The 22,843-nt window shown below is 60.3% G+C and carries 20 protein-coding genes; 5 read left to right on the top strand and 15 right to left on the bottom strand.

Annotated features, from left to right (window positions below; translation table 11 throughout):
- Positions 1 to 164: 164 nt before the first annotated feature.
- Positions 165 to 626 (bottom strand): GFA family protein, encoded by a 462-nt coding sequence (locus VH564_RS15285; RefSeq protein WP_423340703.1) that lies wholly within the window; start codon positions 624 to 626, stop codon positions 165 to 167.
- A 441-nt stretch (positions 627 to 1,067) separates the two neighbouring features.
- Between VH564_RS15285 and VH564_RS15280 the strand changes: the two genes are divergently transcribed.
- On the top strand, positions 1,068 to 1,715 hold the full coding sequence (locus VH564_RS15280) for a VOC family protein (protein WP_423340702.1): 648 nt from the start codon (positions 1,068 to 1,070) through the stop codon (positions 1,713 to 1,715).
- Between the two features lie 253 nt (positions 1,716 to 1,968).
- On the opposite strand, the gene VH564_RS15275 is transcribed toward VH564_RS15280, so the two are convergent.
- Together VH564_RS15275 and VH564_RS15270 are read right to left on the bottom strand one after the other, a co-directional pair.
- Entirely contained in the window at positions 1,969 to 4,557 is a 2,589-nt protein-coding gene (locus VH564_RS15275; RefSeq protein WP_423340701.1) for an HWE histidine kinase domain-containing protein, read from the bottom strand.
- The gene (locus tag VH564_RS15270; protein WP_423340700.1) at positions 4,554 to 5,411 is read right to left on the bottom strand and encodes a helix-turn-helix domain-containing protein; all 858 of its coding nucleotides are present in this window, start codon (positions 5,409 to 5,411) and stop codon (positions 4,554 to 4,556) included. Before VH564_RS15270 ends, VH564_RS15275 begins: the two co-directional genes overlap by 4 nt.
- On the opposite strand from VH564_RS15270, the gene VH564_RS15265 reads away from it, so the two are divergent.
- Together VH564_RS15265 and VH564_RS15260 are read left to right on the top strand one after the other, a co-directional pair.
- Positions 5,410 to 5,685, top strand: coding sequence for a hypothetical protein (locus tag VH564_RS15265; RefSeq protein ID WP_423340699.1), 276 nt, complete (start codon positions 5,410 to 5,412; stop codon positions 5,683 to 5,685). The two genes, VH564_RS15270 and VH564_RS15265, sit on opposite strands and share 2 nt — an antisense overlap.
- A gap of 50 nt (positions 5,686 to 5,735) precedes the next feature.
- A complete protein-coding gene (locus tag VH564_RS15260; RefSeq protein ID WP_423340698.1) occupies positions 5,736 to 6,284 on the top strand; it encodes an isochorismatase family protein in 549 nt (182 codons plus the stop codon).
- 209 nt (positions 6,285 to 6,493) lie between these two features.
- Here the strand turns inward: VH564_RS15260 and VH564_RS15255 are convergent, their stop codons facing one another.
- The 10 genes from VH564_RS15255 to VH564_RS15210 all read right to left on the bottom strand — a co-directional run bounded on the left by VH564_RS15255 (position 6,494) and on the right by VH564_RS15210 (position 18,614).
- Positions 6,494 to 6,799, bottom strand: a complete 306-nt coding sequence (locus VH564_RS15255; RefSeq protein ID WP_423340697.1) for an RcnB family protein — start codon at positions 6,797 to 6,799, stop codon at positions 6,494 to 6,496.
- Positions 6,800 to 6,943: 144 nt separating this feature from the next.
- Entirely contained in the window at positions 6,944 to 8,554 is a 1,611-nt protein-coding gene (locus VH564_RS15250) for a glycoside hydrolase family 43 protein (protein ID WP_423340696.1), read from the bottom strand.
- An 85-nt stretch (positions 8,555 to 8,639) separates the two neighbouring features.
- A complete protein-coding gene (mgrA, locus tag VH564_RS15245; RefSeq protein ID WP_423340695.1) occupies positions 8,640 to 9,671 on the bottom strand; it encodes an L-glyceraldehyde 3-phosphate reductase in 1,032 nt (343 codons plus the stop codon).
- 68 nt (positions 9,672 to 9,739) lie between these two features.
- Complete coding sequence (locus VH564_RS15240; RefSeq protein ID WP_423340694.1) at positions 9,740 to 10,873, bottom strand: Gfo/Idh/MocA family protein; 1,134 nt, start codon at positions 10,871 to 10,873, stop codon at positions 9,740 to 9,742.
- A 14-nt stretch (positions 10,874 to 10,887) separates the two neighbouring features.
- Entirely contained in the window at positions 10,888 to 11,649 is a 762-nt protein-coding gene (locus tag VH564_RS15235; RefSeq protein ID WP_423340693.1) for a sugar phosphate isomerase/epimerase family protein, read from the bottom strand.
- Positions 11,650 to 11,732: 83 nt separating this feature from the next.
- Positions 11,733 to 14,189, bottom strand: coding sequence for a beta-mannosidase (locus tag VH564_RS15230; RefSeq protein ID WP_423340692.1), 2,457 nt, complete (start codon positions 14,187 to 14,189; stop codon positions 11,733 to 11,735).
- A 200-nt stretch (positions 14,190 to 14,389) separates the two neighbouring features.
- Complete coding sequence (locus tag VH564_RS15225; RefSeq protein ID WP_423340691.1) at positions 14,390 to 15,481, bottom strand: ABC transporter ATP-binding protein; 1,092 nt, start codon at positions 15,479 to 15,481, stop codon at positions 14,390 to 14,392.
- Positions 15,482 to 15,483: 2 nt separating this feature from the next.
- A complete protein-coding gene (locus tag VH564_RS15220; protein ID WP_423340690.1) occupies positions 15,484 to 16,422 on the bottom strand; it encodes a carbohydrate ABC transporter permease in 939 nt (312 codons plus the stop codon).
- The gene (locus tag VH564_RS15215) at positions 16,415 to 17,311 is read right to left on the bottom strand and encodes a carbohydrate ABC transporter permease (RefSeq protein ID WP_423340689.1); all 897 of its coding nucleotides are present in this window, start codon (positions 17,309 to 17,311) and stop codon (positions 16,415 to 16,417) included. The genes VH564_RS15220 and VH564_RS15215 overlap by 8 nt, the downstream gene beginning before the upstream one ends.
- A 64-nt stretch (positions 17,312 to 17,375) precedes the next feature.
- Positions 17,376 to 18,614 carry an ABC transporter substrate-binding protein gene (locus tag VH564_RS15210; protein WP_423340688.1) on the bottom strand — a complete coding sequence of 413 codons (1,239 nt, stop codon included), beginning with the start codon at positions 18,612 to 18,614 and terminating at the stop codon, positions 17,376 to 17,378.
- A gap of 446 nt (positions 18,615 to 19,060) precedes the next feature.
- Here VH564_RS15210 and VH564_RS15205 point away from each other — a divergent pair, with 446 nt between their 5' ends.
- Positions 19,061 to 20,098, top strand: coding sequence for a LacI family transcriptional regulator (locus VH564_RS15205; protein ID WP_423340687.1), 1,038 nt, complete (start codon positions 19,061 to 19,063; stop codon positions 20,096 to 20,098).
- A gap of 90 nt (positions 20,099 to 20,188) precedes the next feature.
- Here VH564_RS15205 and gndA read toward each other — a convergent pair whose 3' ends face one another.
- A complete protein-coding gene (gene gndA / locus VH564_RS15200; RefSeq protein ID WP_423340686.1) occupies positions 20,189 to 21,616 on the bottom strand; it encodes an NADP-dependent phosphogluconate dehydrogenase in 1,428 nt (475 codons plus the stop codon).
- A gap of 200 nt (positions 21,617 to 21,816) precedes the next feature.
- Between gndA and VH564_RS15195 the strand changes: the two genes are divergently transcribed.
- Entirely contained in the window at positions 21,817 to 22,224 is a 408-nt protein-coding gene (locus VH564_RS15195; protein ID WP_423340685.1) for an SRPBCC family protein, read from the top strand.
- Here VH564_RS15195 and VH564_RS15190 read toward each other — a convergent pair.
- Complete coding sequence (locus VH564_RS15190; protein WP_423340684.1) at positions 22,221 to 22,829, bottom strand: ABC-type transport auxiliary lipoprotein family protein; 609 nt, start codon at positions 22,827 to 22,829, stop codon at positions 22,221 to 22,223. The genes VH564_RS15195 and VH564_RS15190 overlap by 4 nt on opposite strands.
- Between the last annotated feature and the right edge of the window lie 14 nt (positions 22,830 to 22,843).

The following is a 22,843-nucleotide window of genomic DNA, read 5'->3' as shown; positions in this document are numbered from 1 at the left end:
CCGGCGGTCGAGGAAATCGGACTTGAGGAGGCGAAAAACGGCATGGCGGCACGAGCGGCATCAGGTCGATCTTATGGATTTTCCGAATGCCAGGCGCTGGTACGAGGCAGTGATGGCGACGCCTGCGATCGGACGCGGCTTAGCTGTACCGCTGTCCTGATCGATCAGCAGGCCTGCGCCGTGCCGCGAGCCTGATTTTCTTCCGCGACAATGTGCTCTTCATATTGCGGCAGATCGTCGGTGATGGTGAACCACGGCGCTTTCGAACCGACGAAGATATGGGCAGTGGGCCGAATGGATGGATCGTCGACGATGGTTCCCATGGCAATATGGGCAAATGTTCCATCGCGGACGACCGAGAACAGGAACGAACCGCAGCGACCGCACCGCTCGTCGTGCCACCCCTCGGCGTCGATGACCTGAATATCATCCTGCCCGCTGGTGACGCACAGCTTTTCACGCTCAATCCCGGCGAGGGGTTTGAAAGCGGCGCCGGTTGCCCGGCGGCAGATTGAACAATGGCAATTGGCGGCGAAAGTGAACTCGTCTGCCACCCGATAGGTGACCGAACCGCATTGGCATGATCCTGCGAGATCGCGGCTTTTTGCCAATCCTAAATGCGTCACGCAGCGAAACCTCTGCACAATGATTGGCAACGACTAGCATATGATGAGCAATTCGCACAGTCGCATGGGGATCGCCAGTCTCGTGTTTGGCATGTCCGCTGTCGGTCATAAGGAAACATTCAGGGGCCGCTCTCCGGAAAACTGAGATCGGGTAAAAAGCGGACAGTCGCCTTGCCATTGGGTTCTCGGAGCACTCGCCACTCGGCGTCGTAGAGGAAACTCTTCGGAGTTGGATTGGAAGCTTTGTGACAAGCGGTGGCCGATACTCTTTCATAGGGAACGATTGCTCCAGAATGTGTCGCCGGATTAGTCGCGGAGCGCAATAAAGTGAGTGTTGACAGTCTCACGCATATTCTGCATTTTGAAAATGGCGCTTCGTAGGGTGCACCGGCCTTTGAGCCGACTGGGCAACGCCCGCCTACAACTTCAAAGGTAGCGCCTATGCCGAATCTCGAAAACCTCAAGAAGCAAGCCAAGCAGTATTTGCGGTGGCATCGCGAGCGGTATTATCCAGTCGCGGCCCATATCCGCGCTGCGTTGCCACGATTTCAACACCTCGACGATAGTCAGATATTGGAATCCAGTTTCAAGCTGAATGACGCGCAAGAACTTGTCGCACGTCAATTGGGGTTCGAGGGGTGGCTGGCGCTCAAGTCAGGGGCCTGTGGCATGACCAATCAAAGCAGACAGACCGCATCCCACCCGGTTCTGAGTTCGGTCTCCGCGCAACTCTTCGTCTCCGACATTAAAGCGTCGTGTGAATTCTTCACCGACAAACTCGGCTTCGCGCTCGACTTTGCTTACGGCGACCCTCCATTTTATGGACAGGTTGTTCGTGACAATGCGCGCCTCGCTCTGAGGCTGGTTTGCGAGCCTGTGTTTGTCGGCGACGTTCGACAACGCGAACATCTGCTCGCCGCCTCGATCACGGTTGACACCGCAAGTGAGATCAAGCGACTCTTTCTGGATTTCCAAGCTACCGGAGTGGATTTTCACCAGGCGCTCAAGAAGGAGCCGTGGGGTGCTCGAAACTTCATTGTTAGAGACCCGGATGAAAACCTCATATTGTTTGCTGGTCCGGCCGACTGAATATATCTCAAATCTCTGAATACCGACCTAGATTGTCGCAGCATTCCCGAAATCTGCGACATGCTTTTCCGGTAGGTCAATGTCAGTCTTCGGCGGCTCGACTGAGCCGACGTCCGCAATAAAGTTTGAAAGACGATAATATCGAGCTGTGCTGTTATGTCCCCTTTTGGCGCGAAGCGGCCGATATCGTCCACGATACAATCGGCATTGGCAGCCTGTCGTCGCAGCAGCGCAGACCGTCTTCCCGGCTGGACTAGCTGTTCACCTTTTGCAGAGCTTGATGAATGGCTCTTGCGAGATGCTCCCGCTCGTAAGGTTTCTGGATGACGATCTGCTGGGTGGCACCTGCCTTGAAGGCAAACTGATCGCCGTAGCCGGTTGCAAAAATAAACGGTATCGCTGCCGCCTCGAGCTTTTTCGCCAGATCGAAGCTTGTGCCCCGGCCCACATTGATGTCCAGCATGGCGAAGTGGAACCGTTCATCCGCAACGTAGCGGGATGCCTCATCGATCGTGGAGGCCACTGAAACATCGGCCGCCCCCAACTCTCGCAACATGTCTTCGGCCTCAAGCGCGATAAGCATATTGTCTTCCAGCAGAAGCACGTTCATGGCGCTCAACGGCTGCTCGGATGGTATTTCGTCTGTTGATGCGGAACGAGGGCGGATGGCCGTTCCGAACGGTGCGCCCTTTCCAGAGACGAAAACGTGGTGATCTGGAATGAAGAAATCAGCTTCCACGCCCGGCATCAAGAACCGGACCTCTGCAGTGCCCTGCAGATCGAAAGGGATCGTTCGTTCGACAATGACCGATCCGAACCCCCGTCGGGTGGGGGCGACCACGGCGGGCCCGCCCGTTTCCCGCCACTCGATATAGACGCCCTCTCCGTCGACGGCCCTCACAGCGACGTCCACACGGCCGCCTGCAGAAAGCGCCCCATGCTTGCAGGAATTGGTGACCAGCTCGTGCACCACAAGCGCCATGGTCGAGATGGCCTGCGGGTGCAACTGAACTTCGGGGCCATGCAAAGTAAGCCGCCTGCTCGTCGCGTCATGGGCAGCGATCTCGTCCTCGAACAGCCCTGCCAGACCCGTGGGGCCCCAGCTCTGTTTCGTCACCCTGTCATGCGCGCGGGCTAACGCTTGAACCCTACCCCCAAGCGACTCGACATAGCTGGAGACGTCGGTGCTCGCCTGGCTGGTCTTGGTGACCAGGCTTCTGATCAAGGCCAGAATGTTGCGAACCCGGTGATTGAGTTCCGCTATCAGCAGTTCTTGCCGTTCCGTGGATCGCCGCCGCTCTTCCGTGGCGTCGTTGGCAAAGCGAAGGATCACTTCGATCAGGGCTTGTCGAATAGCCTCCCCAATTCGCTCCTCGCGCCCGGAAAAGGGCGCGGCGCGCCCGCGCACAAGCTCGGAAAATGCGGCAAAACTCTTCCGCGGTGTCAAACGAAGGCCGTCCTCGCTTTGCTCCATCATCTTGGTGGGATCGCCGCCCCATTTGATCTCCGTAAGCCGCTCGCGGCGAAACAGCATGATGTAGTCGCGAGGAACGCGAGAGATCGGTATCGCCAGCATACCCGCGGCCAGATGGGATGTCTGCGCGCATGGGGCGTGGACGGAAGCCAGATTGTCAGTGGTATAGACGCGGCTCGGAGATGCCGCATTCAGATGATGCGCGAGAGCAATCACCTGTTCCTCGGGCGGAGTTGAACCGTGAAGATGGACATGTTCGGCACGATAGATCCCGACGCCGTCGCAGTCGATCATGTCGCGCGTCATGTCCTGCAGCCACCCGGCATTCTCCAGCAAGGTCTCATCACCGGCAATCATGACGATGAGGCGATCAGCAAGGGAGCGGGCCTTCTGCTCATCTTCGCCGGCACCACGCCGCAGTCGACTTTCGAGCATCATGGAATACATGGAGCCGAACAACTCTGCCGAAGTTCGCATGATGAAGCTTGGCAAGCGCGGGTCGCGGGAATGGCAGGCGATCAGACCCCACAGCTTCTCTTCAACAACGATTGATATGGAGAGAGAGGCGCCCACACCCATGTTCTTGAGGTATTCGATGTGGACGGGCGAAACCGAGCGGCTGATAGCCATGGACAGGTCCAATGACTTGGTGACCGCATCCACGGGCGGCAGCAGTTGAACGGGGGGCGAGCCGACGTCTGCAATAATCCGGAACGGGTTCCTGAGATACAGCGCCCGCGCTTGGCTCGGAATATCAGACGCTGGATAGCGGAGGCCGAGAAAACTCTCCATCCCTCCGCGGATGGCTTCCGCAGTGACCGCGCCATGCCCTTCGCTGTCGAACTCATAGATCATCACGCGATCAAATCCGGTGATCGCCAGAACCTGCCGCGCGGCATCGCTGTGAAACCTGGCGGTCGAGCGCGCCTTGGTGAGCCTTGCTGCCATGGCGCGCACCATGGAGGCGGCCTCCATCTTTTCCGCCTTTTTGGACAGTTCGCCCTCGATGATCAAGAGATCATCCTGGAAATGGATAGCCAGATCGACGCGCGGCATTCCCTGGACAAGCTTGATCCCGAACAGCCGCTCGCCACCCGTCGTTCCGAGGATCGATAGCCTGTTTCTGATATCATGCACGGCAACGGCGCTGATAAACGGATCGAGACGCGCGCCCAGCAAGACCTCGGGCTTTACCTTCAGAAAATCTTCGATATTTTCGGAAACTCTGACCACCGACCAGTCATTCGCCAGGGCGATGAGGAAAGCGAAGTCCTGAATGCGTTCGTGCCGGGTGATAGGTTCCCTGTCGCAGGACGTCAGATCGGGGCCCGGCCCCTTCGTCTCTGGTACACTATTCTCGTAACTCATCGCATCACCCGGTATTTCGACGGCGGCATACCCATGATTTCGCGAAAAGCGCGCGCGAATTGCACAGACCCGTTAAATCCAACCGATGATGCAATGGCATCGATCGGCAATGGACTATTCTTCAACAAACTACTTGCTCGAGCGATCCGACGCCTTTGAACGAAGGCATATGGACTCTCACCCGTCGTCGCTTTGAAAGCGCGCGAGAAGTGGAAGCGGCTTAGCCCTGCAACCGATGCCATGTCGGCCAGGCTGATCTCACCGTGGAGATGGCCCTCCACAAAGTCGGTGACCATAGACACCTGTCGATCAGACAAACGCCCCTGACTGTCCGCTGCGACCCCGAAAACTTCCAGTGACGCAAGTAGCGACACGCTTTCAGCATGAAGTTCGTCGACTTCGGGCGTCTTCAGAAGCGTTTCAAGCTTTCTCAGCGTTGCACGAAGGTGCGGGTCGCGGGAGTAGGCGAAAGGCGCGGGCTCGTTTCGGTTATATTTTGAACCGAGATCCTCACGCATCGCCTCGGGATCGAAGTACATGGCGACAAAGCTGTTCTTTCGGCGCTCTGGATCGGACCAGCCTTCGACAGTGCAACCCTTCGGCACGAATGTGACGGTATCGCGCAGATCACGCGTGGTCAGCGTCGGCAGCCCGCTGATGCTCAGCTCGCCGTCGCGCAGCACAATATCGTGCAGACACATGAAATGGCTGGAGCCTTCGTATTTGAACGCATAGGCCTCCTCGCGCAGCTCAACAATCTCCGCCGAAAATCCATTCCAATCCCGTGGTTTCCTAACCCATGGGACTGAAGCATCACCCACGAACTCCAGACTGACCGTAGCACGTGAGCCCATGCGCAAACATCTCATTTTGCTTATAAAAACATATATTGCTATTTTAAACAGCAAGAATGCTATTGCCAAGCAATATTCGTATTCCTCCAAAACCGTGGACCTGAGATTTCTGCTCGGGGCATGGAACACAGGTTTACAGACTGAGTGGAAGCCGCCAGGAGGGATTGGCCACCCACTTCGTGAGGCCGTGGAATTTACGGAAATGGATGACAATCGCTCGGCTGGCCTGGCGCCCCAGGACAGCCGAAACTATGCTGAGCTGCGCGGCAGGTAGAAACATGATCGGCAAGACTATTGCCTTGCGGAGCCCAAGGGATCGCGGATTTGAAAATAGCTCTTGTTATCATTGATATGCAGATGCTCATGCAGGACCGCCTCGATGGCGGTCGGGATCATGTTCATGGCGATGCCATCGTGAAGATCGCGGCGCTGGCTGCCAAATTTCGTTGGGACGGAGAGACGGTAATCCATGTTCATCATGGTGACCCCGATCCGGCATCGCCGATGCATCCAGGCGCACCAGCACAACGGGTGATGCCGGAAATCGAACCCCTTGCCGACGAACCCGTTTTTGTCAAAAGCACGTCATCGCCCTTTGCATCGACCGGCATCGAAAGCTATCTCCGGGACAATCACATCGAGACTCTCGTCGTTACGGGTGCCGTTGCAGGTTACTGTGTAAACACGACCGTGCGGGTTGGATCTGATCTCGGGTTCACAATGATCGTGGTCCGCGATGCCGTCATGGGCTTCGACCTTCCCGATGAAAATCTGTCTGCCCGGGCGATTTTTGACGTCACCATGGCCCATCTCAAATCCGATTTTGCCAAAGTCGTCGACAGCCACGAAATGATGGCTCCCCCTGGCGAATGATTACTGCGGGCGCAAAACTCCGTCGCGGACTTCCGATTTTCCCGATACATCGTGATCGTCGAATAACGAGACGCATTTCCGCTGAAAAGTCGATTGCACAATGCGGCGTCTGCGACCGATTTCAGCGGTCGCCCGCTGAGTGCGCCTTCGCGTCAAGGCTGAACCCGGGAATTGTGGCTCATGCTACGACGGCCAGACAAGGCTTGGGTCTATCGAGCCGCCACCACATTGAGGATAAGGCCGCTCGTCAGCCCGACCATCAGGAAGCTGCCGCCAATCTTGACCCAGCGATAACCATGCGGCGGCGTTTTCAAGCGGTAGCGGGTATAGTCGAAGGGCTCGGCGCGTCTTCGGTCGGACGCCGACAGTCTATGGCCACGTGTCCAACTGCCCTTGTGCTCAGTGGGACGATGGATGTCCCTCGGGGGCGGCGCGGCGCTGGCCGCCGCATGCGCTGTCGCCAGCGGTGCAAGCAGGCATGCTGCGGCAAGCAGTGCGGCGATCGACTTCGTCATGGTATTTCCTCGTGGCTTTCAGTCTTTTTGCCGCGCAGCCTTATCTCAAAAAAATGACGGTTAGCCGTCAAATATATTAAATTTTGGCAATGGAGCTTTGGGGGCTCGACCGACTGCAGGCAACGCTCTGCCGGAGCGACTTACCTACAGCACATCGTAATTGAACCAGTCGAAATCTGCGGGCTTGCCTCGCCCTGAGATGTCGAAGGCAAACAGGGCCGCGAAGGCGCCGGTGAAGGAGCCATGTTCACCACGCCCGCCCTCGTCCGAGATCACGCCCGCGTCAAGCACAGGGCCGATGGCCTGCCATGCGCCCATCCCCTCGGCCTGCCAGTAGAACTGCAACTCGTTATCGCGCACCTCCATCGACAATTGCAGCCGCCCATCCGGCACCGCGACACCGCCACCGATCGGAAAGCTCAGCCTCCCGTCGGGATAGTCGCCGGCGCAGGAAAGGATGGTCAGGCAACGGCCGAGCGTCTCGTGAAGGGTGACGGCCAGCGCGTGCAGCTTGAAGCGGTTGTAGTAATGGGTGAGACCTGCGACCTGCTGATAGGTGTCGGGCGAAAAGTCGATGGTTGTTTCCGCCCGGAAGCGGTGATGCTCCTGCCGGCGGGCGACGAGGGACTGCTCGAACCAGGAGCCGATGCTCTCGCGCCCAAACAGGCGCAAATGCCCTGGTCGCTCGGTCAGGCTGAAGATCCGCTCCGGCTTCGGCGTGCGCAGCCATTGAAAATCCGCCGGCAGATCGGGACCGTCGAAATTGGTCTCCCGGCGGCGCGGTTTCTCGATCGGTTCGGCGCCATCAAGGCCCGGCACCTCGACATCGGGGACTACGGTACCGTTTTCGAGGTAGAGCCAACCGTCCTCCTTCCACACGCATTTCTGCAAGGCGGTTTCGCGACCGAGCGTGCAGCGGGTATGCGGCGCAAGCGGCCGGCCGCAGAGATGGGTGTGATAGGCCCCTCCATCGGCCGTCTCGACATATTGGCCGTGCCCGGCGCGCTGCAGTGCTGCCTCCGGATGGTCCTTGGCGGTGATGAGATAGGTGTTCGGATGCATCTCGTAGGGGCCGCCGATGTCGCGGGACCGCGCCATGGTGACGGCGTGGTCATAGCCCGTGCCGCCTTCGGCGGTGGTGAGATAATACCAGCCGTCGCGCTGGAACAGATGCGGACCCTCAACGAGGCCAAGCGGGCTGCCGGCGAAGATGTTGCGGATGGGGCCAACAAGCGAGCGGCTTGCCGCATCCCATTCCTGCAGCAGGATGCCGTCAAAAGCCGGCGATTTCGGCGATCCGCCAAAGCTCTCGCTGCGGTGGTTCCACTGCATGTTGACGAACCATTTGCGGCCGTCAGCGTCGTGGAACAGCGACGGATCGAAGCCCGAGGAGTTGACATAGAAGGGATCGGACCATTCGCCTTCGATGGTCGCGGAGGTGACGATGTAGTTGTGGGCATCCTTGAAATTGCCGTCGTAACGCTTGACGTCGGTATAGACCAACCAGAACTGCCCGTCGGCATGGGACAGGCATGGCGCCCAGATGCCGCAGCTGTCGGGGTTGCCGCGCATGTCGAGCTGCGACTGGCGCTCGAGTGGGCGGCGGATAAGCGTCCAGTTCACCAGATCGCGGGAATGGTGGATCTGCACTCCGGGATACCATTCGAAGGTCGAGGTGGCGATATAATAGTCCTCCCCGACCCTGCAGATGGACGGGTCCGGATTGAAACCGGGCAAAATCGGATTGTGTATCATTGTCGACCTCCTCCAAGGCAATTGACGCGCCGCTTTGGAGCGGCGCATCTTTTCAGGCTATGTAGCGCACGCCACCGAGGAGTGACTATTCGCGCTCGGCGGACTTCGCCCAGAGATTGATATCGGCTTCCTTGGCATAGACGTCGATCTCCGCCAGCTCCTCGGCGGTAAACTCGGCATTGTCGAGGGCCGCCACGCAGTCGGCGATCTGCGACGAGCGGCTGGCGCCGATCAATGCCGAGGTCACGCGGCCGCCACGAAGGGTCCAGGCGATCGCCATCTGTGCCAAGGTCTGGCCACGCTTCTCGGCGATGCCGTTCAGCTTGCGGATGTTGTCGAGGATCGACGGACGGATGAAGTCCTTCTTCAGGAAATGGTCCTGCGCGGCGCGGCTGTCGTCCGGGATACCGTTCAGATACTTCGTCGTCAGCATGCCCTGGGCCAGGGGCGAAAAGACGATCGAGCCCATGCCGACCTCATCCAGCGTGTCGAGCAGCTTATCGTCCTCGATCCAGCGGTTGAGCATCGAGTAGCTTGGCTGGTGGATGAGGCAGGGCGTGCCGAGCGACTTCAGGATGTCGGCAGCCTCGCGCGTCCGCTGCGAATTGTAGGACGAGATGCCGACATACTGCGCCCGGCCGGAACGGACGATATAGTCGAGCGCGCCGCAGGTTTCTTCAAGCGGCGTTTCGGGATCGAAGCGGTGTGAGTAGAAGATATCGACATAGTCGAGACCCATGCGCTTCAGGCTCTGGTCGCAGGAGGCAACCAGATATTTGCGGCTGCCCCATTCGCCGTAGGGACCCGGCCACATGTCATAGCCGGCTTTCGAAGAGATGATCAATTCGTCACGAAGTCCGGCGAAATCGGTCCTCAGGATTTCGCCGAAGGCGGTTTCGGCCGAGCCTGGAGGCGGGCCGTAATTGTTGGCGAGGTCGAAATGGGTGATGCCGAGATCGAAGGCGGTCCGGCACATGTCGACCTTGCGGTCGTGCGGCGTGTCGCCACCGAAATTGTGCCAGAGACCCAAGGAAACGGCCGGCAGCTTCAGCCCGGAGCGCCCGGTGCGGTTATACTTCATCTTCGAATAGCGGTCTTCCGCCGGTTGCCAGCTCATCGCAAAATCTCTCCCATACTGAAACGCGGGCCTTCCGGGCCGCGCGAGGACAATAGTGGCTGCCGGCTTTACTTCAAGAGCGCCTGCGCCTCTTCGATGCCGAGCGCCGCCGGCTGGCTGCAGGTCGTCGTCAGGTCGATGAAGCGATTTTCCTCTCCCGATCTCAGGATCGAGGTCATCACGTCGACGCCGTGCAGCGTCCGGTCGAGCGAGCAGCGGGCATCCCGGCCATCGATCAGCGCTGCCGCCATGTCGGCAAGCCCGGCGGTACGGTAATTGGCGCGCGGTCCCTGGGGGCTTTCCTGGTTGGCGATGCCAAAAGGGTGCTCCCAGGCATCGAGCGCGCGGATGTCCTTGTCGCGGCCGCTGGCTTCGACAGTCCCGCCGAAGAAATTCGGGTCGGGCACGTAGAGCGAACCTTCCGTGCCGTAGAGCTCGATGCTGCCATGCCGATGCGACCAGACATCCCAGCTGGCGGTCAGCGTGATGGTGGCACCGCTGACGAATTCCAGCAGCGCCTGGATGGTCGTCGGCGTCTTCACCGGAATGATCTCGCCATGACGCGGCTGGCTGGTGATCGTGCGGGTCTCCGACGCCATCGAGGTCATCGCCCCGACGCGCTTGACCGGCCCGATCAGGTTGATGAGGTCGGCAACGTAGTAGGGCCCGAGGTCGAGGACCGGCCCCGCCCCCGGCAGGAAGAAGAAGTCCGGATTGGGATGCCACATCTCCATGCCGGGGCTCATCACATGGCAGGTGCCGGAGGTGATCCGGCCGATGCCGCCGTCATCGATGAACTTGCGCGCCAGCTGGTGCGCGCCACCCAGAAACGTGTCCGGGGCGCAGCCGACGGCAAGGTTCTTCTCCTTGGCCAGACGCCGCAAGGTTTCGCCCTCCTCCAGCGTCAGCACCAGCGGCTTTTCCGAATAGACGTGCTTGCCGGCCTCCAGGATACGCTTGGAAACGGCAAAATGCGCATCCGGGATGGTCAGGTTGACGATCACGTCGAGATCGTCGTTGGCGAGCAGATCGTCGATCGTCTGCGCCCTGACCCCGTATTCTTCGGCCCTGATCTCGGCGGCATTCATGTTGATGTCGGCGCAGGCAAGCACCTTCAATCCCTTGAACAGCGGCGACAGCGAGAAATAGGTGGTGGAGATATTGCCGCATCCGATGATGCCGACACCGAGTTCCTTGGCCATGGTCAGCCCTCCGCTCAATAGGTCTTGAAGGATGCGATCGAGCGCGTGATCACGCGGTCGAGATCATTCGGATTGTCATGTTCGACGATGAAGTGGCGGGCCTTGGTGGATTTCAGAGCCGCCATCAGCCCCGCCCAGTCGAGCGTGCCGTGTCCGACATCGGCCCAGCCGCCCTCGTCCTTGTTTTCACCCTCCGGCGCGACATCCTTGACGTGCACGGCGGTGATGCGCGGGCCATAGGTCTTGATCCAGTGCAGTGGGTCGGCGCCACCGCGGGCAACCCAGGCAAGATCGGCTTCCCATGAAAGGCTGGGGCCGCCGGTAAAGATATGCTCGATCGGCAGGGAGCCGTCCGGAAGGGCCACGAACTCGAAGTCGTGGTTGTGCCAGCCGAAATCGAGGCCGGCATATTTGAACGGCACCTTGGCCTTTTCCAGCCGAGCGCCGAAAGCATGCCAACCCTCTGCATCCGTTGGCCGCTGGTCGGGCATGATATGTGGGGCGTAGATTGCCTCGATGCCCAGCGTCCCGGCAATGTCTATCGCCCGCTCCGGATCACCTTCGAGCATGTCCAGCCCGAAATGGCCGGTCGGCATGGTCAGGCCATTGCTGTCGAGATCGGCGCGCATGGCCTTGAGGGCGGCGTCATCCAGCGCCGCATACATGGCGCCATAGCCCTCGACCTCCTTGTAGCCGGCCTTGGCGAGCTTCGCGAAAACCTCTGAAAAAGGCTGGAATTCGCGCGCGCTGTAAAGCTGAAAACCAAGTGTCGTCATTGCTTTCTCCTCCAATGGCCTGATGGCCTGTCACCGACCGGCCCGCGCCGGACGGATGCCGCTGTCGTAAGCGGCGTTATAGTTCAGTCCAGCGACTGGCAGGACTGCAGATCGTAGAAACGGAACTCCGGCAGCGCACCGCCGGCAAGCGGCGTCGATGGTGTGAAGACGATGCGGCGTGTCTCACCGGCAGTAAGGTCGAAGGCGTTGTCGGAGTAGCGCCCGTCCGTCGCGCTTTCGATCATGACCAACAGCGCCAGACCGCTGGCGGTGACGGTCAGCTCGACGGTGCCGTCCTCCTCGCGCTCTTCTCGGCGCACGCTGAGACCGGAGGGCTCCAGCTCCAGCGCCTTGTAGGTTCCGATAACGTGGTGTCCCTGCCCGCCCATGCCGTTCGACGCCGTGAACGTCCACCCGAGTAGGCAGCCGGCCGGAATGGCATCGGCGCGGATTTCGGTTGCCACCACCGCTGCGTCGGGCCCGCAGATCGCCTGCACCGTCGTCAGGGGGCGAACCTCGCCCGACATGGTGATAATATGCAACGCCAGATCGACGCTGACCTCGTCAAGCGTGTCGTTGACGACCGACATGCGAATGGACGCGTTGTCCTCGGACGGGATCGCCGCTACGGCCACCGGCTGGAAAAAGCGCCGGACCATATAGTGCATAGCCTTCCAGCGGCCGCCATAGTCGAGGCTCGACCAGGAGGCGACGGGCCAGGTGTCGTTCAGCTGCCAGTAGATCGTTCCCATGCAATGGGGTTTCAGCGAGCGCCAGTAGTCGACCGCCGTCCGGATGGCGAGCGCCTGCTGGATCTGGCTCAGATAGACGAAATTGGCGAAATCCTTCGGAAAGCGGAAATAGCGGAACATCGTCGCCGCAATCCGCTCGTTGCCGCCGGCATTCTTCTGGTGCAATTCCATGACCGGCGATGCGACGTTCATGTCCTTGGGCTCGGCATAGGTCTGAATGACCGGCAGCGAGGTGTAGGACTGGAAACCGAACTCGGAGCAAAATCGCGGGCGGACCGAGCGGTAGTTGTCGAAACTCTTGTTCTCGTGCCAGACCGACCAGTAATGCATGTCGCCGGAGCCGTCGGCATGCCAGGCATCGCCGAAATCGAGATAGCCCGAAGCGGGGCTCGACGGCCACCAGATGGCATCGGGCGCCGCCTGCTTCATGGCCTGCTCGATCGTCCGGTTCAGCCTGTCGTAGGAGACGAGGTATCGGTCGCGATCCTTGCGGGACTCGTCGAACCAGGTCAGCGCGCCGACAATCTCGTTGTCGCCGCACCAGAGCGCGATGGACGGATGGCTCGCCAGGCGCTTCACCTGATAGCTGACCTCCACGGCGACATTGTCGAGGAAGTCGCCGGTCGATGGATAGAGATTGCAGGCAAACATGAAATCCTGCCAGACCATCAGCCCGAGCCGGTCGCAGATGTCGTAGAACCAGTCGGCTTCGTAGAAACCGCCGCCCCAGACCCGGATCATGTTCATGTGCACGTCGGCGGCCGACTGCAGCAGGTCCTCGGTCTTTTCCCGGCTCGAGCGCGAAAACAGCGCGTCGGCGGGGATCCAGTTGGCTCCCCGGCAGAAGATTTCCCGACCATTGACCCTGAAGGCAAAGCGGCTGCCGGCCTCGTCCTTGTCAGTGATCAGCTCGACGGTGCGTAGCCCGATCTGTCGCGTCACGACTTCGATACCGGTTTCGACCGATAGCTCGTAGAGCGCCTGTTCGCCGCTGCCGGCGGGCCACCAGAGCCTCGGCTGCTCGATGTGGAAGACGTGGGTGATGACGGTCTCGCCTGCCGCCACGCCGCAATCGAGCCGCAGGCGTTCCGCATCCAGCGCAAGAAACAACTGCGCCACGCCCTGCCGGCTGGCATAGAGCGTCGTCGTCACCAGCAGGTCGATGGTGCCGTCGTCGTTGTGCACCTGCCGCGTCGTCACGCTCTCGATCCGGGCGGTCTCCAGCCGGTTCAGCGTGATGGTGCCGTAGAGCCCGAGCGGCGCGATGGCAATGTTCCAGTCCCAGCCAAAGTGGCTTTGCGGCTTGCGCAGCATATTGCCGTTGGCAATGGGCGAGTTGCCGGGGTGGTAGGGAATGTAGAAGGGCTGCTTTTCCTGGAGCGCCGCGCCGGTGGCGATGCTCGAATGCAGCAGGATACGGATGCTGTTCTGGCCGGGCCGCAGCGCCTTGGATATATCGGGCCGGTAGCGACGGAAGCAATTGTCTGCCTCGAGCACGACCACGTCATTGACGAAGACGGTCGCCACCGTGTCCAGGTAGTCGAGATCGAGATACCAGTCGCCGTCGATGTCATCGACCACGAAATCCCGCTGCAGAACCCAGTCGCGGTGCGCCACCCATTGCACGACCTCCTCGTTGCGCCCGACATAGGGATCGGCGATGACGCCGGCCGCCTGCAGTGCCGAGTGAACGTCACCGGGAACGGCCATCGCGACGTCGTGGTCACTGCCCGGTGATGTCAGTCGCCATGAGCCGGCGAGATCGAGTGGATTTGTTGCGTCAGTCATGCCGTCAATTCCCAATTATCCGCTGAAGCCGCTTTGCTTCAACCAACGTCCAGTGCCGGTCATGGTTCGCCCGTCTGCGGCGCATCGATCCCGCTGCCCGGACGGACCTTGCACGGCGCAGGCTCGCCATGGCGGGATTCCAGTGGCGGGCACGCGTGAACGCCCACGAGGTGCCCGATGGCCGCAGTAAGCACTCATTGCTAGATCCGCAGTTCCGTCGTCGCATCGAACAGCGAGGCGACCGACATGTCGAAGACCAGCTTGATCGGCGCACCCGGTGCAAAGCGCCGCGCGCCATTGATGCGGACCGACATGGTGTGCCCCGCATGCTTGATCCAAAGGAGATTGTCGGCCCCCATCGGTTCCTCGATGTCGACAACCGCATCATGGACTTCGGCGTTGGCTGCTGCAGGCTCATTGACGCCGATATGCTCGGGGCGGAGGCCGAGGACCACCTTGCGGCCCGCCTCAAGCTTTTCAGCGGCAGCGTAGCCCTCGAGCGAGAAGGTGACGCCATCGGTGGCAAAGACAACCTTGCCGTTCCGCTCCACCAATTCGCCGTGCAGGAAATTCATCGACGGAGAGCCGATGAAGCCGGCGACAAACAGGCTGCGCGGGGCGTTGTAGATCGTCGTCGGATCGTCGAGCTGCTGGATGACGCCGTTCTTCATGATGGCGATGCGATCGGCGAGCGTCAGGGCCTCGATCTGATCGTGGGTGACGTAGATCATCGTGTTCTTCAAGGCATGGTGCAGGCGCTTGATTTCGACCCGCAATTCCGAGCGCAGCTTGGCATCGAGATTGGACAGCGGTTCATCGAACAGGAACACATCGACGTCGCGCACCAGGGCACGGCCGATGGCGACGCGCTGGCGCTGGCCGCCCGAGAGCTCTGCCGGCTTGCGCTTCAGCAGCGGCTGGATCTGCAGGATCTCGGCGGCCCTTGCTATGCGCTTTTCGATCTCTGGCTTGGGCAGCCGCGCCACGCGCAGACCGAAGGACAGGTTCTTCTCGACCGTCATCTGCGGATAGAGCGCATAGGACTGGAACACCATGCCGATGCCACGGTCCTTTGGCTCCTCCCAGGTGACGTTCTTGCCCTTGATGAAGATCTGGCCTTCCGAAATGTCGAGGAGGCCAGCGATGCAGTTCAGAAGTGTCGACTTGCCGCAGCCGGACGATCCGAGCAGCACCAGGAACTCGCCGTCCTCGATCTCGATATTGAGGTTCTGCAGGACATTGACCGCGCCGAAATTGAGCGACAAATCGCGGATGGAAACACTGGAATTCATGATCAACCCTTCACTGCGCCAGCGGCGATACCCCGGACGAAAAGCCGTCCCGAGACGAAATAGACGGTCAACGGAACGAGCGCCGTCAGGATCGTCGCCGCCATGTTGACGTTGTACTCTTTGACCCCCTGGACGGAGTTGACGATGTTGTTGAGCTGCACCGTCATCGGATAGAGGTCGGGCGTCGTGTAGACGACCCCGAACAGGAAGTCGTTCCAGATCCCCGTCACCTGCAGGATCATCGCGACGACGAAGATCGGCAGGGACATCGGCAGCATGATCTTGAAATAGATGCCCCAGAACCCTGCCCCGTCGACGCGCGCCGCCTTGAACAGCTCCTGCGGCAGCGATGTGAAGTAATTGCGGAACAGGAGCGTCAGGATCGGCATGCCGAACACGGAATGCACCAGGATCAATCCCGTCAGCGAGCCGTAAAGCCCGATCGAGCGCAGCATGATGACGATCGGATAGAGCATGACCTGGTAGGGAACGAAGGCCCCGAAGATCAGGATGGTGAAGAAGAGCTGCGCGCCCTTGAAGCTCCAGTTCGCCAGCGCATAGCCGTTGACCGAGGCAATGGCGATCGAGATGATCACCGAGGGCACGGCGATCCGGACCGAGTTCCAGAACCCACGGCTCAAGCCGTCGCAGTTCAGCCCGGTGCAGGCAGACGACCAGGCCTTAACCCAGGGCTCGAAGGTGATTTCCATCGGCGGCGAGAAGATGTTGCCGAGCCGGATCTCCGGCATCCCCTTTAGCGACGTCACGATCATCACGTAGAGCGGCAGCATGTAATAGGCGGCGACCACGAAAAGCGTGCCATAGAGCATGATGTTGCGGGGCGAGACGATCCGCCGGGGCTTTGCACCGCTCGGACCAGACATCGTCCGCGTCGCAGCCGTGCCGGTATCCAGTTGATTGACAGCGAGAACCTCAGGCATGCTTGCGCCCTCCACCGAATTCGAGATAGGCCCAGGGAATGACGACGATGAGCACTGAGAGCAGCATCATCGTCGAGGCCGCGAAACCCTGGCCGAGGTTCTGGGCCAGAAACATAAGGTCGTAGACATATTTGGCCGGCACCTCGGACGCGATGCCGGGCCCGCCGCCGGTCTGCGCCACCACGAGATCGTAGAGCTTGACGATGCCGCTGGTGATGATGACGAGCGTGGTGATGAAGACCGGGCGCATCATCGGGATGATGATGAGCAGATAGGTCTTCCACGTCGGTATGCCGTCCACCCTCGCCGCCTTCCAGATGTCCTCGTCGATACCGCGCAGGCCGGCAAGCATCAGGCACATGATCAACCCCGTGCCCTGCCACAGGCCGGCAATCAGGACGCCGTAGATGACGATGCTCTGGTTGTAGAGCGGATCGAAGGTGAAGGTCGAAAAGCCGAAGCCGCGGACGATGTGCTGGATGCCGAATTCCGGGTTGAGAATCCACTGCCAGACGAGGCCGGTGACGATGAAGGACATGGCGAAGGGATAGAGAAAGATCGTCCGGAAGGTATTCTCAAAGCGGATCTTCTGGTCCATCAGCGCGGCCAGCATGAAGCCGATCAGCAGGCTGAAGATCAGCGACAAAATCCCATAGATCGCCAGGTTCTCGATCGAAATCAGCCAGCGCTGCGTCGTCCAGAGACGGTGGTACTGGTCCAGTCCGACAAAATTCAGCCGGGGCAAAAGCTTCGAGTTGGTGAAGGAGTAGACGACCGTCCAGATCGTTCCACCGACGAAGACGCAGAGCGCCGTCAGGATCATCGGGATGGAGGCAATCTTGGCGTTGAGATTCCTGAAAAGCTGCCGCGGGCGGGCATTTTGGGGCATAGGGGCCTCGCAATCCTGTCTCGGGATAAGCTGCCGGCCCCTCGGGGCCGGCACCAAAGCAGGCTTAGTCAGCGCTGCCAATGATTTCGGCATAGCTCTTCTGCGCACTTTCCGGCGTGATGCTGGCGTCGTTGAAGAACTGCGTCATCAGGTTGTTGAGCTGGGTCGTGGTATCCGGCGTGATCAGCTCGTCCGTGCTCTTGACGACGTTGCCCTTCTTCAGAACGGCAAGACCCTTCTTCATGCAGTCATTGGCAGAGGTCAGATCGACATCGCCACGGACCGGCATGGAGCCCTTCTTCAGGTTGAAGGCAAGCTGCGCGGAAGGCGACATCATGACCGAAGCAAGTACCTCCTGCGCCTTGGATTGGTCGGCGTCGGCCAGCTTCGGGAAATAGATCGAATCGCCGCCCGTGCTGATATAAGGATCAGCGGCACCGAGATCGACGAGGCAGGTGTAATCCTTGCCGGCAACCTGGTTGGCCACCTGGAACTCGCCCTGTGCCCAATCGCCCATCGACTGCGCGCCAGCCTTGCCTGTTATCACCAGATTGGTCGCCTGGTTCCAATCCTGCACGTTCGAGCCCTTGGCGAGCTTGCGGGCATCGTCGGCGGCCTTGAAGATCTTGGCCATTTCAGGTCCCGCCGCAGCCTTGGCGTCCTTGTCCTGATAGACCTTCAGATACAGATCCTTGCCGCCTTGGGCCAGAAGCAGGTTGTTGAACAGACCGGTGACCTGCCACGACTGCTGACCAAGCGCGAGCGGAAGAATGCCGGCTTTCTGCAGCGCGGGACCGGCCGCGACGAACTCGTCCCAGTTCTTCGGAACAGCCACGCCGGCCTTTTCGAAGGCGGCGTTCGACAGCCACAGCCACTGCCAGGCGTGAATATTGACAGGGACGCAGTAGATCTTGCCGTCGACCGTGCAGCCTTCGAGCAGCGACGGCGGATTGATGACCGCTTTCCAGTTTTCCTTGGTGGCGACATCGTCGAGATCGCGCATCAGGCCGGCCTGAACGAGTTCCTCGGCCTGGCGACCGTGGTTGAACTGGGTCGCGGCCATTGGTTTGCCGCCGGTGATGCGGCTGATCATGATTGGCCGGGCCGTGTCGCCGGAACCGGCAATGGCACCGTCCACCCAATGGTTGCCTGTCGCATCGAATGCCTTGGCAAATTCCTTGACCGCCGCAGCCTCCCCGCCGGACGTCCACCAATGGGTGACTTCGAGATCGGTCGCCTGCGCCGAAACGGCAGAAAGCGCCACGGAAGCCAGCATGGCGACCGTCAACAAACGCATATTCATGAGTTCTCCTCCCTCACTGAAACGTTACAGTAAAAACGTAGAGCAATCGATTTGAAGGCGCAACCGCCTTGCCGGAAGTTTTTTGCCAAAAGCGTTAGAACGATGATTTTGAACGGAAAATATGCGACGCTTCCATTTTTGACCATTTTATGAGCAATTGCGCGGATCTATAGTTGCGTGAGCATAATCGTTGTTTTCGTTGCCTTTTCTATCGTCGTCGCCCTTGATTTATAGGGGAAACTAGCCTCTCCGCATATTTTTGCGGCACCGCACAAGATTTTCGAGATTTTACACGCACCCACCAGCGCATCTCAAAAATGTCTCGACAAAAGAACTGTATCGTTACAGTTTCAATGCGGACGATGGGTTTTTCGCGCGACCGCCCATGCTTGCGGTAAGGTGACAGGCGCATTATGGCATACAGCGGAAAACGGCGCTGGGACGGTATGGATAACAACAACACATCAGACGAGGATCGACCGGCTGCAAGCCCACGCGAACGTCCGACGCTGAAGACGATCGCCTACATGACAGGCCTTGGCGTCACCACCGTCTCGCGCGCCTTGAAGGATGCTCCCGATATTGGTGCCGAGACGAAGGCGCGGGTGAGGCTGGTTGCGAGCCAGCTCGGCTACCAGCCAAACCGCGCCGGCGTGCGCCTGCGGACAGGAAAGACCAACGTCATTGCGCTGGTGCTCAGCATCGACGAGGAAATCCTCGGATTCACCAGCCAGATGATGTTCGGCATCACGGAAGTGCTGGCTGGCACCCCGTATCACCTGGTGGTGACACCCTACTCGCACAGCAAGGACCCGATGGTTCCCGTGCGCTATATCTTGGATACCGATTCCGCCGACGGCGTGATCATCTCGCGGACCGAACCGGACGATCCCCGCGTCCGTCTGCTTTCGGAACGCAACCTCCCCTTTGTCGCCCATGGACGCACGGAGATGGGCATCGTCCATCCGTTCCACGATTTCGACAATGAGCGGTTCGCCAAGGAAGCGGTTCGGGCACTGGTGGCCAAGGGACGCCGGCGCATCGCCCTCCTGTCGCCGCCAGGCCGGTTGACTTACTACACCCACACCCGCCTCGGCTTCCAGGCCGGGCTTGCGCAATACGGCGCCGAGGAGGTGCCGCTACGCATCACCATCGACGCGCCGCTTGCCGACATCCGCAACGCCACCGAGCGGCTGATGCGGTCCGCCAATCCCCCGGATGGCATCGTCTCCGCTGCCGGCGGCGGCGCCATTGCGCTCAATGCCGGCATCGAGGCCGCCGGCCTGCGGCTTGGCAAGGACGTCGACATGGTCGCCAAGCAATCGACCCACATTCTCAACTGGATTCGGCCGGAAATCATCACCGTCTACGAGGATGTCCGCCATGCCGGCCGCGAACTTGCCCGTTCTCTGATCCGCAGCATCGATGGTGTCGATCCCGCGCAGTTGCAGAGCATCAGCCCGCCTGTCTGGCCGGACCATTAAGCGCATTACAACTCAGGCTGACACTGCCAATGAAAAAGCCCGCCGCAATCTGCGACGGGCCGTTGAGTGTGACTACGGAGTGGCTGGAAATCAGCCCTGTGCGCCGCTGCCCCAAGGGCCGTGGTGGATGTCCTTGCCATCGACGCGGTCGAAGCCATGGGCGCCGAAGAAATCGCGCTGTGCCTGGATCAGGTTGGCGGTGCCGCGCGCCTGGCGGTAGGCATCGAAATAGCCGAGCGCGGAGGCCAGCGCCGGAACCGGCAGTCCAGCCGTCATAGCTGCCGAGACGATGCGGCGCAGCGACGGCAGCGATTCCTTGACCATGGCCGAGAAGGCCGGGGTAACGACCAGATTGGCTGCGTCCGGAGACTTGGTGAAGGCGCTGGTGATCTCGTCGAGGAACTGCGAACGGATGATGCAGCCGGCGCGCCAGATCTTGGCGATGACAGGCATCGGCAGCGACCATTTGAACTCGCGCGAGGCTTCGGCCATGACGGCAAAGCCCTGCGCATAGGCGCCGATCTTGGCGGCGAACAGGGCCATTTCCAGGTCGTGCAGCAGGTCGGGCCCGAACTCCATCGGGAAGCTGTTCGACGGCGCGCCAAAAATCTTCTCGGCGGCTTCGCGCTGCTCTTTCATCGACGACAGGCTGCGGGCAGCGACGGCGGCCTCGATGGCCGTGGCCGGGATGCCCATGTTCTGCGCTTCGATGACCGACCACTTGCCGGTGCCCTTCTGGCCGGCCTTGTCGAGAATCAGGTCAGGCATCGCCTTGCCGGTCGTCGGGTCCTTGGCGGCCAGAACCTTCTCGGTGATCTCGATCAGGTAGGAGTTGAGGCGGCCCTTGTTCCAGTCGCCGAAGATCGTGCTGATCTCGGCGGCGCTCTTGCCAAGGCCGTCGCGCAGGATGCCGTAGATTTCGGCGATCATCTGCATGTCGGCATATTCGATGCCGTTGTGGATGGTCTTGACGAAGTGCCCTGCCCCATCGGTACCGAGCCAGGCGCAGCAATCCTCGCCATTGTATTTGGCCGAGATCGACGTCAGGACCTTCTCAACGCGCTTGTAGCTTTCCTCCGTTCCGCCGACCATGATCGAGGGACCGTGACGGGCACCTTCTTCACCACCGGACACGCCCATGCCGATGAAGGTCAGGCCGGTGTCCTTTAACCGGTCGAAGCGGGCCATGGTGTCGCGAAAATTGGCATTGCCGGCATCGATCATGATGTCGTTCTTGGACAGATGCGGCTGCAGCGCCGCCATCTGCTGGTCGACCGGCTCGCCGGCCTTGATCATGATGACGATCGGCCGCGGCGGACGGATGGCCTCAACGAACTCCTCGATCGTCCGGCACGGGATGATCTGCTTCTTGAGGTCGCCGGCGCTCTCGTAAAACTCATCCGTCACCGAGGTGGTGCGGTTGAAGACGGCGATGCGGTTGCCTTTCTCGGCAATGTTCAGCGCCAGATTGGACCCCATGACGGCGAGGCCGATGAGCCCGATTTCTGCCTTTTCCACGACAACTCTCCCTTGTTGAAACCTGGACGGACTTTGTTGCACCACCTCCGGCGCTGGGCAAGCCTCGAAAACCTTAAATACGGCCTATTGCGAGGACCATGCAAAATTGCTGGAGGATCGGGCATCTGGTTTGCACAACCCAACCCGTTGGCGCTTCCATCAGTCTGTTGTAAAAAGACGTTGCAGGCAGGAGAAACGATATGTCGACAATGGTAACGAGGGTCGTCCATCTGTCGATCGAGCGCGACTGGCAGTCGGTTTATCGGTTTGCTTCCGATCCGAAAAAAATGCCGCTCTGGGCGTCCGGACTGGCTTCGGGGCTGACGCCGGATGGGGAAGACTGGCTGGCCACTGGCTTGCTTGGCGCCGTGCACATCCGCTTCGCGCCGCCCAATGGCTACGGCGTCATCGACCATACAGTGACGCTGGGTTCCGGTCTGCGTGTCCACAACGCGTTGAGAGTGGTTCCGAACGGCGACGGCTGCGAGGTGATTTTCATGCTGCTGCGGCTCGCCGGCATGACAGACGCCCAATTCGACGCCGATGCAGTGCACGTCGCCAAGGATCTGGCGACGCTCAAGTCAATGATGGAAAACGCAATCGGCTAGATGCCCTTCAGCGTCCAGTCGACGATCTGCGCAGAGACGGAGGCAAATGCCTTGTCGAGCGACTTCACATAGGCATCGTTGGTCGTGCCAGTCGTCGGAACGGCCTGGCGGAAGACTTCCTGCTTCCGGATCGTGCCGGTCTTGTCGTTGAGGATTTTTGCAGAGATCTCGACAACGGCCGCCTGCTTGGTGGTATCGATCTCGAAGGCCCGGATGTCGGTCACGACCTGGTAGTCGATCGCCAGTCCCTGTCCGGGGACGCCCACGCCGCCGACCTTGCCGGAGTTCTCGAATGCCTCAACGAGCTTGGCCTGGACCATGCGGCTGAGCTTGTCGCTCCATTGGGCCTTGGCAAGATACTGCAACTCCGAACCGCCGACGCGCACCACGATCTGGTTGCTGTCGACCGCGCTCAGCGCCGTTGGCGTCGGAACGAGGATCTGCTTGCCGTGCGCCGCAGGTCCCTTGCCGCTGACATTGGCCGCCAGATCGAACGTGTCGTTCTTGGCGCCGCCGCCGCAGGCCGTCAGCAGCATCGCTACCAGCGGCAATGCGACCACGGATTTGCGCGCCGTCAAAGTCTCAACCGAACCAAATCCCACCATACTGCGCCTACCTT

The organism is Rhizobium sp. HT1-10, assembly GCF_049472505.1.
Taxonomy (GTDB): Bacteria; Pseudomonadota; Alphaproteobacteria; order Rhizobiales; family Rhizobiaceae; genus Rhizobium.
Note: the sequence above shows the minus strand (reverse complement) of the source record. Positions and strands in the feature narration are given on the sequence as shown.